Source organism: Marinobacter sp. DSM 26671 (assembly GCF_900112835.1).
Taxonomy (GTDB): Bacteria; Pseudomonadota; Gammaproteobacteria; order Pseudomonadales; family Oleiphilaceae; genus Marinobacter; species Marinobacter flavimaris.
This window is the reverse complement of record NZ_FONF01000005.1, coordinates 136734-149571: the sequence shown is the minus strand read 5'-3', so window position 1 is coordinate 149571 and position 12838 is coordinate 136734. Positions and strand designations below refer to the sequence as shown.

The 12838-nt window shown below is 57.0% G+C and carries 15 protein-coding genes; 14 read left to right on the top strand and 1 reads right to left on the bottom strand.

What is annotated here, in order from left to right:
- Positions 1 to 32 precede the first annotated feature (32 nt).
- The 11 genes from BM035_RS07495 to BM035_RS07445 all read left to right on the top strand — a co-directional run bounded on the left by BM035_RS07495 (position 33) and on the right by BM035_RS07445 (position 9007).
- Positions 33 to 845: an ATP-binding cassette domain-containing protein gene (locus BM035_RS07495; protein WP_008170170.1), complete on the top strand. Its 813-nt coding sequence runs from the start codon at positions 33 to 35 to the stop codon at positions 843 to 845.
- Entirely contained in the window at positions 842 to 1624 is a 783-nt protein-coding gene (gene mlaE / locus BM035_RS07490; protein ID WP_008170172.1) for a lipid asymmetry maintenance ABC transporter permease subunit MlaE, read from the top strand. The genes BM035_RS07495 and mlaE overlap by 4 nt, the downstream gene beginning before the upstream one ends.
- A gap of 34 nt (positions 1625 to 1658) precedes the next feature.
- Positions 1659 to 2108 carry an outer membrane lipid asymmetry maintenance protein MlaD gene (gene mlaD / locus BM035_RS07485; RefSeq protein ID WP_008170174.1) on the top strand — a complete coding sequence of 150 codons (450 nt, stop codon included), beginning with the start codon at positions 1659 to 1661 and terminating at the stop codon, positions 2106 to 2108.
- 32 nt (positions 2109 to 2140) lie between these two features.
- Positions 2141 to 2794: an MlaC/ttg2D family ABC transporter substrate-binding protein gene (locus BM035_RS07480; RefSeq protein ID WP_008170176.1), complete on the top strand. Its 654-nt coding sequence runs from the start codon at positions 2141 to 2143 to the stop codon at positions 2792 to 2794.
- The gene (locus tag BM035_RS07475; RefSeq protein ID WP_008170178.1) at positions 2791 to 3123 is read left to right on the top strand and encodes an STAS domain-containing protein; all 333 of its coding nucleotides are present in this window, start codon (positions 2791 to 2793) and stop codon (positions 3121 to 3123) included. The genes BM035_RS07480 and BM035_RS07475 overlap by 4 nt, the downstream gene beginning before the upstream one ends.
- Before the next feature lie 104 nt (positions 3124 to 3227).
- Positions 3228 to 3470, top strand: coding sequence for a BolA family protein (locus BM035_RS07470; protein ID WP_008170179.1), 243 nt, complete (start codon positions 3228 to 3230; stop codon positions 3468 to 3470).
- A 28-nt stretch (positions 3471 to 3498) separates the two neighbouring features.
- A complete protein-coding gene (gene murA, locus BM035_RS07465; RefSeq protein WP_008170181.1) occupies positions 3499 to 4761 on the top strand; it encodes a UDP-N-acetylglucosamine 1-carboxyvinyltransferase in 1263 nt (420 codons plus the stop codon).
- A gap of 40 nt (positions 4762 to 4801) precedes the next feature.
- On the top strand, positions 4802 to 5443 hold the full coding sequence (gene hisG, locus BM035_RS07460; protein ID WP_014577730.1) for an ATP phosphoribosyltransferase: 642 nt from the start codon (positions 4802 to 4804) through the stop codon (positions 5441 to 5443).
- A 53-nt stretch (positions 5444 to 5496) separates the two neighbouring features.
- On the top strand, positions 5497 to 6801 hold the full coding sequence (gene hisD / locus BM035_RS07455) for a histidinol dehydrogenase (RefSeq protein WP_092030975.1): 1305 nt from the start codon (positions 5497 to 5499) through the stop codon (positions 6799 to 6801).
- 161 nt (positions 6802 to 6962) lie between these two features.
- The gene (gene hisC / locus BM035_RS07450) at positions 6963 to 8015 is read left to right on the top strand and encodes a histidinol-phosphate transaminase (protein WP_092030973.1); all 1053 of its coding nucleotides are present in this window, start codon (positions 6963 to 6965) and stop codon (positions 8013 to 8015) included.
- Positions 8016 to 8263: 248 nt separating this feature from the next.
- Positions 8264 to 9007, top strand: a complete 744-nt coding sequence (locus BM035_RS07445) for a Nif3-like dinuclear metal center hexameric protein (RefSeq protein WP_053112668.1) — start codon at positions 8264 to 8266, stop codon at positions 9005 to 9007.
- A 228-nt stretch (positions 9008 to 9235) separates the two neighbouring features.
- Here the strand turns inward: BM035_RS07445 and BM035_RS07440 are convergent, their stop codons facing one another.
- Positions 9236 to 9676 carry a YhcB family protein gene (locus BM035_RS07440; RefSeq protein WP_008170195.1) on the bottom strand — a complete coding sequence of 147 codons (441 nt, stop codon included), beginning with the start codon at positions 9674 to 9676 and terminating at the stop codon, positions 9236 to 9238.
- A gap of 231 nt (positions 9677 to 9907) precedes the next feature.
- On the opposite strand from BM035_RS07440, the gene zapE reads away from it, so the two are divergent.
- The 3 genes from zapE to BM035_RS07425 all read left to right on the top strand — a co-directional run bounded on the left by zapE (position 9908) and on the right by BM035_RS07425 (position 12722).
- Positions 9908 to 11005 (top strand): cell division protein ZapE, encoded by a 1098-nt coding sequence (gene zapE, locus BM035_RS07435; RefSeq protein ID WP_008170197.1) that lies wholly within the window; start codon positions 9908 to 9910, stop codon positions 11003 to 11005.
- A 36-nt stretch (positions 11006 to 11041) separates the two neighbouring features.
- On the top strand, positions 11042 to 12226 hold the full coding sequence (locus BM035_RS07430) for a thiolase family protein (protein ID WP_008170199.1): 1185 nt from the start codon (positions 11042 to 11044) through the stop codon (positions 12224 to 12226).
- 283 nt (positions 12227 to 12509) lie between these two features.
- The gene (locus tag BM035_RS07425) at positions 12510 to 12722 is read left to right on the top strand and encodes a hypothetical protein (RefSeq protein WP_008170200.1); all 213 of its coding nucleotides are present in this window, start codon (positions 12510 to 12512) and stop codon (positions 12720 to 12722) included.
- Positions 12723 to 12838: the final 116 nt, after the last annotated feature.

The following is a 12838-nucleotide window of genomic DNA, read 5'->3' as shown; positions in this document are numbered from 1 at the left end:
ATAATGTAGCCCCTCTTTGAAAGGTAAGGACTATGAATTCACCGGCTTACATATCGCTCAAGGACGTCGTGTTCTCCCGCTCAGGGCGCCGTATCTTCGACGGTGTCAGCCTGGACATCCCCCGCGGAAAAATCACCGCCATCATGGGGCCCAGCGGAACCGGGAAAACCACGCTGCTTCGCCTTATTGGCGGCCAGCTCAGGCCGGATTCGGGCAGTGTTGTGGTGGACGGCCATGAAGTGCCGAAGCTCAAGCGCAAAGCCCTCTACAGCCTTCGGGAAAAGATGGGCATGCTGTTCCAGAGTGGGGCGCTGTTCACCGATCTGAGCGTGTTCGAGAACGTGGCCTTCCCGTTGCGGGTGCACACAAAGCTGCCGGAAGACATGATTCGTGATGTCGTGCTAATGAAGCTTGAAGCCGTCGGATTGCGAGGCGCACGCCAACTGATGCCGTCGGAACTGTCCGGAGGTATGACCCGCCGGGTTGCTCTTGCCCGAAGTATTGCCCTGGATCCCGAGCTGATCATGTACGACGAGCCGTTCGCCGGCCAGGACCCGATTGCCATGGGCGTTCTGGTAAAGCTGATCCGCGATCTGAACAGCTCCATGGGGCTGACCAGCGTTCTGGTCTCCCACGATGTGCCCGAATCCCTGAGCATCTGCCATTACGCCTGCATTATTTCTGATGGCAAGGTAATCGGTGAGGGCACACCGGAGGAGCTCCGGGCGCATCCTTCCGGGAAGGTCCAGCAATTTTTGCAGGGGCAGCCGGATGGCCCGGTGCCGTTCCATTATCCGGCCGAAGGCGCCGCCAGTGACTTCGGCCTGTCGGGAGGTGCCTCTTGATTGACAGAATAGCGGCATTCGGACGCCTGGGGCTGGATATCGTTTCTTCATTCGGTCGTTCCGGTCGTTTTCTGGCGGGCGTTCTGGGCGGTGTTCCCCGCCCGGCAACGGGCTTCCCGCTTCTGATGAAACAGATTTATGCCGTTGGGGTGCTCTCTCTGGCCATTGTTGTGGTGTCGGGCCTGTTTATCGGCATGGTGCTGGGGCTTCAGGGATACACTATTCTGAGCGACTATGGCTCGGAAGCGGCCATCGGTCAGATGATTGCGCTGACCCTGGTGCGTGAGCTTGGCCCGGTGGTGACAGCATTGCTGTTTGCCGGCCGCGCGGGTTCAGCTCTGACGGCAGAGATTGGCTTGATGAAAGCCACCGAACAGCTATCAAGTATGGAAATGATGGGTGTAGACCCGCTGCGGCGTGTCATTGCGCCTCGCCTCTGGGCCGGGTTTATTGCCATGCCGGTACTGGCGGTGATTTTCTCGGTAGTCGGCATCTGGGGCGGTATGCTTGTGGGTGTGGACTGGCTGGGTGTGTTCGAAGGCTCCTTCTGGGGCAACATGCAGTCGTCTGTGGATTTTGTGGATGACGTCCTGAACGGCGTCATCAAAAGCGTTGTTTTTGGTTTTGTTTGTGCCTGGATCGCGGTTTACCAGGGCTATGACTGCGTGCCGACATCGGCAGGTATCAGTTCGGCGACCACCAAGACGGTGGTGTACTCATCGCTGGCGGTGCTGGGGCTGGATTTTGTACTGACCGCTGTCATGTTTGGCGATTTCTGAAACATCGATCAACGAGATATTACCGGAGCCTGAAATGGCACAGAGAACCACTGAAATCGTAGTTGGCCTGTTCATGATCGCAGGCTGCGCAGCCCTGCTTTTCCTGGCGCTGCAGGTTAGCGGGCTGTCGCCGAAGTCGGCCGAGAGCACCTATACCATTTACGCCAATTTCAACGATACGGGCGGGCTCACGCCCCGCGGTCGGGTCTCGATGGCCGGGGTAACGGTTGGCACCATCGAATCCATCAGCCTGAACACGGAAACCTTCCAGGCTCGGGTCGAGATGTCGATTCATTCGGATGTGGACAATATCCCGTCGGACAGTTCCGCAGTTATACGTACATCCGGCCTGCTCGGCGAGCAGTACATTGATATATCGATTGGCGCCGAGATGGATTCGCTGAAAGAGGGCGATACCTTCTATTCGACACAGTCGGCCATGAACCTGGAACGGCTGATCAGCAACTTTGCATCGGGCCGTTGATTCGGGCCGGAAAGATCAAACAGGAGATCCTGATGTTTGCACTGAGACACCACATTCTGATCGGCCTCTTCATGGCCCTGGCTCTGGTCGCGCCGACCCAGGCGAGTGAAGCGGAGGAGCTTCGCAAGTATGTGGATGCCAACACCCAGCGGCTCGTGGACAAGCTGAACGAGGAGCGCGGACTCTACGAGCGGGATCCAGAGGCTTTTTATAAAAGCATGGATGAGGCTCTGACCGATTTTGTCGACTTCCGCCGCATCGCTGCCAGGGTGATGGGCCGTTACGCACGCCAAACGACGCCTGAGCAACGAGACGAGTTCGTGGCCAAGTTCAAGCGCAGTCTGTTTGACAGCTACGCCCAGGCGCTGGTTAATGCCGAGAATTTCGAGATCCAGGTCAAGGAGGCGACCATCAACCCCCAGAGTGACGATCGAGCCTCTGTGCAGATGGAAGTGATCAGTGCCTCCGGTAATCGCTACCCGGTGACCTATTCGATGTACAAGACGGCGGAAGGCAAGTGGTTGATGGAAAACGTCATTGTTGAGGGCGTCAACATAGGCCTGGCTTTCCGGGATCGATTCGGCCAGGAAATGGAAGAAAACCGTGGCCAGATCCAGGCGGTGATTGATGGGTGGAGCGACGCTGTTGAAAGTCTGAACCTCGATCAGGAAGTCAACCAATCATGACCAGCGGCTCGCCTGTGGTTCAGCTCCTGGACGGCGTGCTTGTCGTGACCGGTGAAGTGAACACAGACACCGTGGTCGGCTTGAGAAAGCAGGGTGAGAAGCTGATCCGTTTGGCTTCTGTCGATCTGGTCGTCGACCTCGATGGACTGGTGACGGCCCACAGTGCTGTTCTCTCCATGCTGCTCTGCTGGCAGCGCCTGGCGCATCAGGCAGGCGTTGCCCTTTCGTTTCGTGGCGTCAGCCGCCGTCTGGCCTCGCTGGCAGCCCTGAGCAATCTTGATGATCAGCTTGAGGGGTTTGGTCCGGAAGCCGTCCATCCCGCCCACTGATTATTCCGGCCTCGCTCCCTTTCTTGACCGGATGCTAAAGCTGACCCGAGCGCCGGAATTGGTTACAATCTCGCCCCTGATTTCAAAACACCCGAGGATTGTCTATGGATGCCGCCCAAGTCACCGAGCTGGTCAAAGAAGCGTTGCCCGGCTGTGAAGTTCAGGTTCAGGTTGATGGTACCCATTACCTGGTCGTCGTGGTGGGTGACGTATTCGAAGGCCTGCCGACTATCAAGCGCCAGCAGTTGATCAACAAGGCGCTGTTCCAGCAGATCATGGATGGCTCGATTCACGCCCTTCATCCAAAAGCATTTACTCCGGCCGAATGGGCTGAGCGCCAGGGCTGAACGGCCCGGACAAAACAGGATATTTATTGTGGATAAACTTCTGATCAGAGGCCGCAAGCCTCTGGATGGTGAAATCCGGATTTCCGGTGCCAAGAACGCCGCACTGCCGATCCTGGCAGCCACTCTGCTGGCGGATGAGCCGGTAACCGTAGGCAATCTACCGCACCTGCACGACGTAACCACCATGATCGAGCTGCTGGGTCGCATGGGTGTTGAAGTGATCATTGATGAGAAAATGAGCGTGGAAATCCATGCCAACACCATCAAACACTTCCATGCCCCTTACGAGCTGGTGAAAACCATGCGGGCCTCCATTCTGGTGCTGGGTCCGCTGGTGGCTCACTTCGGCGAAGCAGAAGTATCCCTGCCCGGCGGTTGTGCGATCGGCAGTCGCCCGGTGAACCTGCACATCCATGGCCTGGAAATGATGGGCGCGGACATCAAGGTCGAGAATGGCTACATCAAGGCCAAGACCAACGGTCGTCTGAAAGGCGCGCACATCTTCCTGGATATCGTCACCGTAACCGGCACCGAAAACCTGATGATGGCCGCGGCCCTGGCCGACGGAAAAACCATCCTGGAAAACGCGGCCCGCGAGCCGGAGGTTGTTGACCTCGCCGAGTGTCTGATCGCCATGGGCGCAGACATCAAAGGTCACGGTACCGCCACCATCGAAATCAACGGTGTTGAGCGCCTGCACGGTTGCCATTACAACGTGCTGCCAGACCGTGTTGAAACCGGTACCTATCTCGTCGCTGCGGCTGCAACCGGCGGTAGGGTAAAACTGAAGGATACCCGGGAAGACCTGCTGGAAGCTGTTGTGCTCAAGCTTGAAGAGGCCGGCGCCCACATCAACACCGGCCCGGACTGGATTGAACTGGACATGAAGGGTAATCGCCCGAAGGCGGTTAGCCTGCGTACAGCGCCATATCCGGCCTTCCCGACCGACATGCAGGCGCAGTTCGCTGCAATGAACGCCGTGGCCGAAGGCACCGGTACCATTGTGGAAACCGTATTCGAGAACCGGTTTATGCACCTTCAGGAACTGATCCGCATGGGTGCGGATATCACGCTTGAGGGCAATGCCGCGATCATCAAGGGTGTGGACCACCTCACCGGCGCGCCGGTTATGGCCACGGACCTCAGGGCCTCGGCAAGCCTTGTCATCGCCGGCCTCATGGCCGACGGCGATACCATCGTAGATCGCATCTATCACATAGACCGCGGGTACGAGTGTATCGAAGAGAAACTGCAGTTGCTGGGTGCCACCATCCGCCGCCTGCCAGCGTGAAAGACATCTATCCAGACACTACGGGAAACCGGAAGAATCCATGACAGATTCCATAACCATCGCCTTGTCGAAGGGACGAATCCTGGAAGAAACCCTGCCGCTGCTGGCGGAAGCAGGAATCGAACTGATCGACGACGTCAAAAAGTCGCGCAAACTGGTGTTCCCGACAACGGACCCCAATGTTCGGGTTCTGATTATCCGGGCCACAGACGTGCCGACTTATGTTCAGTACGGCGGGGCGGACCTTGGTGTGACCGGCAAGGACGTGCTGATGGAGCATGGTGGGGAAGGGCTGTATGAGCCACTGGATCTGAACATTTCCCGGTGTCGCCTTATGACCGCCGGCCCAAAAGATCAGACTCCGCCATCCGGTCGTATCAAGGTGGCAACAAAATTTGTAAACCTGGCCCGCCGATATTACTCGGCCCAGGGCCGTCAGGCAGACATCATCAAGTTATACGGTGCCATGGAGCTGGCTCCGATTCTCGGGCTGGCCGACGAGATCGTCGACATTGTCGACACCGGCAACACGCTGAAGGCGAACGGCCTCGAGGCCCGGGAACTGATTGAGCACATCAGCAGCCGGCTGGTGGTCAATCGTGCCTCCATGAAGATGAAACACGAGCGTATTAACCCCATAATCGAAAAGATGTCCGCAGCTGTGGATAAACGCCGGACCTAATGTCAGGGCCGGCCAGAGTCAGTTAGTCGTTAATCCCATATAGGATTTGAGTTATGACCGCCAAGATCACCCGATTAAACGCTTCCCAAAGTGACTTTAATGATGCGTTGGCCAAACTTTTGGCCTGGGACGACAGCGTTGATCATCAGGTGAACGAGTCGGTGCGCCACATCCTGCATGAGGTGAAAACCCGGGGTGACCAGGCAGTTCTGGAATTTACCGAGAAATTCGATCGCCTGAAGGTTGGGTCCGTCGCCGAATTGGAAATGGACCAAAGCCGTTTGCAGCAGGCTCTGGACGCGATTCCCCAGGATCAGCGGGTTGCCCTTGAAAAAGCGGCTGAGCGAATTCGCGACTACCACGAACGCCAGAACCAGAAGTCCTGGCAGTATGAGGACGAAGACGGAACCGTGCTTGGCCAGAAGGTAACGCCTCTGGACCGCGCGGGCTTGTACGTGCCTGGCGGCAAGGCTGCTTACCCGTCATCCGTGCTCATGAACGCTATTCCCGCGAAAGTTGCCGGTGTCAGCGAAGTGGTGATGGTCGTTCCAACGCCGGATGGTGTGGTGAATGACATGGTGTTGGCCTCGGCAGCGATTGCCGGCGTTGACCGCGTGTTCACCGTTGGGGGCGCCCAGGCTGTTGGCGCGCTGGCCTACGGTACAGAAACCATTCCGGCAGTCGATAAAATTGTCGGCCCCGGTAATATCTTTGTTGCCACCGCCAAGCGTGAAGTGTTTGGCGTCGTCGGCATCGACATGATTGCCGGCCCGTCGGAAATTCTCGTGATCAGCGACGGAAAGACCGATCCCGACTGGATCGCCATGGACCTCTTCTCCCAGGCAGAACACGACGAACAGGCCCAGTCCATCCTGATCAGCCCGGATGCTGAATTCCTTGACGCTGTCGAAGCCAGTATCAACAAACTGCTTCCAACCATGGAACGTGCCGACATCATCCGCACCTCCATGACTGACCGCGCCGGGTTGATCCACGTTGCCGACCTGAAACAAGCCGCCGAAGTCTCCAACCGCATCGCCCCGGAACACCTGGAGCTGTCGGTTGAAGACCCCGAGGCCATGCTCAATGACATTCGCCACGCCGGCGCGATCTTCATGGGCCGCTACACCGCCGAAGCCCTGGGTGACTACTGCGCCGGTCCGAACCACGTGCTGCCCACCAGCGGCACCGCACGGTTCTCTTCACCGCTGGGCGTCTACGACTTTCAGAAACGGTCTTCCATCATCGGCTTCAGCGCTGCCGGTGCTGACCGCATGGGACGTGTGGCCTCGGTTCTGGCCCGTGGCGAGGGCTTAACGGCACACGCCCGGTCGGCGGAATATCGTATTAAAGATTAAAAGACTTCACCCCCTATGTATGCAGGGCGGCGGGGAGGTCACTCTCCGAGAATGTCGGCGGCCATGGATGGCCGACGCCAAGCGCACATGGATGTGCTCGTAGCGGTTCTCGGAGAGTGACCTGCCTGTCGCCCGTCTGCACCAAATGGAGTGCATAATCGATGAGCAAATTCTGGAGCCCCCTGGTAAACGACCTGGTTCCGTACGTACCAGGCGAACAGCCAAAAATGGCCAACCTGGTGAAGCTGAACACCAACGAAAACCCCTTCGGCCCCTCACCAAAAGTCATCGAAGCCATCCAGGCCGAACTGAACGACGGCTTGCGCCTCTATCCCGATCCGGAAGGCGAAAGCCTGCGCGAGACCATTGCGGCTTACCACAAGATAAAGCCGGAACAGATCTTCCTCGGCAACGGCTCCGATGAAGTCTTGGCCCACATCTTCTTCGGTTTGTTCCAGCACGGCGAACCGATCCTGTTCCCGGACATCACCTACAGCTTCTATCCGGTTTACTGTGGCCTCTATAACATCGAGAGCAAAAAAGTACCGCTGACAGAAAGCTTTGAAATCAACCCGGAGGACTTCAAACAACCCAACGGCGGCGTCATCTTCCCGAACCCGAACGCGCCAACCGGTCGGTATCTTGAGCTGCAATATGTTGAAGAAATCCTGGCTGCCAACCCGGATCGTGTCGTTGTTGTGGATGAAGCCTACATCGATTTCGGTGGCGAGTCGGCGATTACCCTGGTCGACAAGTACCCGAACCTGCTGGTCTCCCAGACGCTCTCCAAGGCGCGGTCACTGGCCGGTTTGCGGGTAGGTTTCGCCGTCGGCCACCCAGACCTGATCGAGGCCCTGAACCGGGTGAAGAACAGCTTCAACAGCTACCCGCTGGACCGCCTGGCCCTGGCCGGCGCGAAGGCGGCCTACGAGGATGAAGCCTGGTTCCGGAAGTGCTGCGAGGGCGTGATCTCCGAGCGCGAGCGTGTAATTACCGCCCTCGAAGATCTTGGATTCGAGGTGTTACCCTCCAAGGCAAACTTCATCTTTGCCCGTCATAAAGATCAGCCGGGCGAGGTTTTGGCCAAAGGCCTGAGGGAGCAGGGTATTATCGTCCGGCACTTCAATAAGCCCCGAATTAGCGAATTTCTGCGAATCACTATTGGCACTGTTGAGCAGAATGATGCTTTGATTGAGGGGCTCCGGTCCCTCTAGCCTGCTAAGTTGGCGGGTAGAGTGAGGCAGACGCCCCTTCCCGGGAACCGCTACGAGCACCCGCACACGGGTCCAGCCAGCAATCATAGATTGCTGTCGTTCGGCTGTCGCATGAAGCTTCGCTTCATAAGCGCTCGGCCTCACCCATGTGCGCTTGGCGTCGGCCATCCTTGGCCGCCGACATTCCCGGGAAGGGGCGTCTGCCTCACTCCTCGAGCTTCTCTGAAATAGTCCGGAGTGGAGTTTTTATGGCAAATCGAAGCGACATCCTTGAGAAAATCAACGAATGGCTCCAACCCGATAATTTCCAGGATTACTGTCCCAATGGCCTGCAAGTTGAAGGCACGCCTGAAATTAAAACCGTCATCTCTGGCGTAACGGCCTCAAAGGCTCTGATCGAAGCTGCGATCGAAGCAAACGCCGATATGATCCTGGTCCACCACGGTTACTTCTGGAAAGGCGAGGATCAGCGCATTCAGGGGATGAAACGAGAACGTTTGAAGCAACTCCTGGACAACGATATCAATCTTGTCGCCTACCACCTCCCGCTGGATGACCATCCCGAATACGGCAACAATCGTCAGCTTGCGAACATTCTCAACATCAAGAACCCGCGCCCGTTAGGTGGTTTGGTGTGGGAAGGCGAGCTGGAAGAAGCAATGTCTCCCGAGAAGTTCGGTCTTCACATTGCCAGACAGCTTCACCGTGAACCGCTCTGGGTGGGCGAAGGTCCGACTGCGATCAAGCGGGTAGGGTGGTGTACCGGTGCTGCACAGGGGTTTATTAACATTGCTCTGGATGCGGGGCTCGATGCCTATATCAGCGGTGAAATCTCCGAGCCGACGACGCACACGGCAAGGGAGTGTGGTATCCACTACTATGCGGCTGGTCATCACGCGACTGAGCGTTATGGTGTGCAAGCGCTCGGGAAAGCGTTAGCCGAGGAATTTGGGGTGAGTCACAAGTTTATTGATTGCGACAACCCTGTCTAATCAGGAATAGATGGTTAGATGAAGGCTTAGTGCGAATTGCACAGAGTCGACGGAGCGGGGTAGTCACCCCTTTCCGAGAATGTCGGCGGCCAAGGATGGCCGACGTCAAGCGCACATGGATGTGCTCGTAGCGGTTCTCGGAAAGGGGTGACTACCCCGGTCCCTCCCCGAACTTAGAAGTCTTATCGAGACTAAACTCCCAAGTTTCCGCTAGAGCAAAAAAAGAACTCAGGCCTGCTGAGCCTTATCACCCTTCTTGAGCCCAAAGTCCTCAGCAAGCGTGCCGGAATCCTTCGGATCCGTCTTCGGCGCATAATCCCGTGGTGGCTCGGAAGCGTCCTCGCGAACCTCCTCAAGGCGTTTCTTGGAAGTCTCCTGCGCCAACTCCTCCATCCAGTCTTCGTCATTGCAAAGACGGTTGGCGCCGCGAGCCATATGCTGGTTCACATCGCGGTAGGCATCGTTGAAGCGGCGCAGCAAATGGGCCGACTCCATGAAATGCTCGTTCACCTGGGCCTGGTAGCGGGTATATTCGCTTCTCAGTTCCTCAATCTGCTGTTCCGCCCGGCGCTGCCGAAGCGACGTTCCCTGCCCGGAACGGCCAACAAATACCCCGATGACAATGCCAACAACCAATGCGGCAATCGCTGCCAGAATCAGGTTTGTCATATGCTGTGTCGTCCTTTTACCTAGAAGTGAGCCAAGCCCCTGTCCGACGAGTATAACGCCCCAGGCTCCATCATCCCATGATTGTGGCCTGCGCCAATCGTCGTATTGCTGCCCAGGCGGCCAACGTGGCGAAAAATCGCCAAATGCGAGACAATATGGCGCCCAAATTTACGATCAACTTCCGGGAATACCTTGATGACAGCTGCGATGTCCTCCGAAACCAGTGCGACCATGACCCCTTGGCAACGTTACCAGAAGGATCTTGAACGCCCGGATTTCCAGAAGGACTCTGCCCAGGAAGATGCGGTCAAGCGCCTTCAGTCACTTTACGACAAACTGGTTGAAGCCGAAAGGGATCGCAGCAAGCCCAAGGCCAAACTTTTCCGCAAGCTCAAAAAAGGCAAGGAAGAGCCGGTCAAGGGCCTGTATTTCTGGGGCGGGGTAGGTCGCGGCAAAACCTACCTGATGGACACCTTCTACGAGTCGCTGCCTTTTGATCGCAAGATGCGGGTTCACTTCCACCGTTTCATGCAGCGTGTCCACAGCGAACTCAAATCGCTCAAGGGCGAGAAAAACCCTTTGGAGCTGGTGTCCAAGAAGTTTGCCGATGAAACCCGGGTTATCTGTTTCGACGAGTTTTTTGTGTCCGACATTGGCGACGCTATGATCCTCGCCACTCTCATGGATGGTTTATTCAGCCGCGGCGTCACCCTGGTGTGTACCTCCAACATTGTGCCGGATGGTCTTTACAAAGATGGTCTCCAGCGCGCCCGGTTTCTGCCCGCTATTAAGCTCGTCAAAAAGCACACCGATGTGGTTAACGTTGATGGCGGCGTAGACTACCGGTTGCGGACGCTCGAGCAGGCGGAACTGTTCCACTCGCCTCTTGATGAAGATGCGGACGTCAGCCTGCGCAAAAGTTTCGATGCTTTGGCGGTTGAGGCCGGCAAACACAGCAAATCCATGGAAATCAACGGCCGTAAAATTCCGGCCCAGGCGCACGCAGACGACGTGGTCTGGTTCGATTTCAAAGACGTCTGCGACGGCCCACGAAGCCAGAACGATTACATCGAGATGGCCAGGCAGTTCCACGCCATCATCGTCAGCAACGTGCCCGTCCTGGGCAAAGAAAAAGACGATCAGGCGCGCCGGTTCATTAACATGATTGACGAATTTTACGACCGCAACGTTAAAGTCATCATCTCGGCGGCGGCACCTATCACAGAGCTTTACACCGGCGGCCGCCTCGGCTTCGAATTCGAGCGCACCGAATCCCGACTGCTGGAAATGCAGTCCCGGGAATACCTCGAAGCACCGCATAAGCCATAAAAAAAACTACCAGACAACCAACAGAGAGATTCAGAAATGAGCACAGACAACGTCGTTATCGTAAGCGGGGTTCGTACCCCCATGGGTGGATTCCAGGGTAGCCTGGCCAGTGTCAGCGCAACCGATCTTGGAGCGATCACCATCGCCGAGGCCGTAAAACGCGCCGGTCTGAAGCCTGCGGATGTGCAGGAAGTCATCATGGGCAACGTCCTGCCTGCCGGCCTAAAACAGGGCCCGGCCCGCCAGGCTATGCGCAAGGCCGGCCTGCCGGATCACACTGGAGCTACCACCATCAATAAGCTCTGCGGCTCCGGCATGAAAGCCGCCATGTTCGCCCATGATCTGATCAAAGCCGGCAGCAATGACATCATGGTAGCTGGTGGTATGGAGAGCATGTCCAACGCCCCCTATATTCTGCAGGGCGTCCGCAGCGGCTACCGCATGGGACCGGGCCAGGCACCCCAGGATCATATGTTCCTGGACGGCCTCGAAGACGCCGAAACCGGTCGCCTGATGGGTGCCTTTGCCCAGGAAATGGCGGACAAGAAAGGCTACACCCGGGAAGAAATGGATGAATACGCCATCACCTCCCTCACTCGGGCCAAAAAAGCCATTGAGGAAGGCCTGCTGAAAGACGAGATCATTCCGGTAACCGTGAAAAGCCGAAAAGGCGAGGTGGTCGTTGAGGACGACGAGCAGCCCCACAACGCCAACATCGACAAGATCCCGAGCCTCCGCCCGGCCTTCGCTAAAGATGGCACCGTCACAGCGGCAAACGCCTCTTCGATCTCAGACGGCGCTTCTGCGTTGCTGCTGATGCGCGAGTCCGAGGCTGAAAAACGCGGCCTCAAGCCGCTGGCCCGCATCGTCGGCCACAGCACCCAGTCCCAGCATCCGTCCGAGTTCACCTGCGCCCCGGTTGGCGCCATTGAAACCCTGTTTGGCAAAACCGGCTGGAGTAAAGACGACGTCGACCTCTTCGAAATCAACGAAGCCTTCGCCATGGTCGCCATGATGCCCATCCGCGAACTAGGCCTGGACCCCGAGAAAGTCAACATCCACGGCGGCGCCTGCGCGCAGGGTCACCCCGTCGGCTCCACCGGCTCTCGCCTGCTTGTCACCCTCATGTACGCTCTTCAGCGTTACGGCAAAAAGAAGGGCATTGCAGCTCTTTGCATCGGTGGCGGCGAGGCTACGGCCATGGCGATTGAGATGCTTTAAGCAAGAATCCTGGATAGCTCTTTTGCTTCGGTTGTTGGGCAAGGGGCGGTCGTCTTTCTGAAACACGCCGTGAATACGTCCCTGTAGGCTTGACGGCAGCATCCATGCTGCCGACAGTTTCAGAAAGACGACCGCCCCTTGCCCCTGACAATACGAGAAGGCTTTTCGAGGCACTGGTGCCGAAGCTTCCTTTTGTCGTGAATCTGGTGACATCTGAGTCGCAGATTACATCGGAACTATGGGCGCTGACGTCGGGGTGAGCCTTCCGGGAATGTAGAGGGCCATGGATGGCCCGAAACAAGCGCACATGGATGTGCTCGTAGCGGTTCCCGGAAGGCTCACCCCGGCGGCAGTGCTTGCTCCCAAGTTTAAAGCGAAAAAAACCACCAAAACCAAAGTGGTTGCATCTAATTTTGTTGTCTATAGTGATTCTGTGCGACGAAACCCGGCGGCAAACGGCGTTTACAGGGGGATGATAGCAAAATCATACTTTTGACTGATCAAAGCGCCCGAAGGCGTTAGCTATAGTGCCAACATCACGAGCACTGTGCATGAAGCCTCCAATACATCGTGAACACCAATAATCAGAGCAGCGACTCAGAACAACAATGG

What these genes read in the sequence shown, in the direction of transcription:
- BM035_RS07495 (WP_008170170.1), top strand. Translation starts at nt 33, where the DNA reads ATGAATTCACCGGCTTACATATCGCTCAAGGACGTCGTGTTCTCCCGC.
- mlaD (WP_008170174.1), top strand. Translation starts at nt 1,659, where the DNA reads ATGGCACAGAGAACCACTGAAATCGTAGTTGGCCTGTTCATGATCGCA.
- BM035_RS07480 (WP_008170176.1), top strand. Translation starts at nt 2,141, where the DNA reads ATGTTTGCACTGAGACACCACATTCTGATCGGCCTCTTCATGGCCCTG.
- BM035_RS07475 (WP_008170178.1), top strand. Translation starts at nt 2,791, where the DNA reads ATGACCAGCGGCTCGCCTGTGGTTCAGCTCCTGGACGGCGTGCTTGTC.
- BM035_RS07470 (WP_008170179.1), top strand. Translation starts at nt 3,228, where the DNA reads ATGGATGCCGCCCAAGTCACCGAGCTGGTCAAAGAAGCGTTGCCCGGC.
- hisG (WP_014577730.1), top strand. Translation starts at nt 4,802, where the DNA reads ATGACAGATTCCATAACCATCGCCTTGTCGAAGGGACGAATCCTGGAA.
- hisD (WP_092030975.1), top strand. Translation starts at nt 5,497, where the DNA reads ATGACCGCCAAGATCACCCGATTAAACGCTTCCCAAAGTGACTTTAAT.
- hisC (WP_092030973.1), top strand. Translation starts at nt 6,963, where the DNA reads ATGAGCAAATTCTGGAGCCCCCTGGTAAACGACCTGGTTCCGTACGTA.
- BM035_RS07445 (WP_053112668.1), top strand. Translation starts at nt 8,264, where the DNA reads ATGGCAAATCGAAGCGACATCCTTGAGAAAATCAACGAATGGCTCCAA.
- BM035_RS07440 (WP_008170195.1), bottom strand. Translation starts at nt 9,676, where the DNA reads ATGACAAACCTGATTCTGGCAGCGATTGCCGCATTGGTTGTTGGCATT.
- zapE (WP_008170197.1), top strand. Translation starts at nt 9,908, where the DNA reads ATGACCCCTTGGCAACGTTACCAGAAGGATCTTGAACGCCCGGATTTC.
- BM035_RS07430 (WP_008170199.1), top strand. Translation starts at nt 11,042, where the DNA reads ATGAGCACAGACAACGTCGTTATCGTAAGCGGGGTTCGTACCCCCATG.
- BM035_RS07425 (WP_008170200.1), top strand. Translation starts at nt 12,510, where the DNA reads ATGGATGGCCCGAAACAAGCGCACATGGATGTGCTCGTAGCGGTTCCC.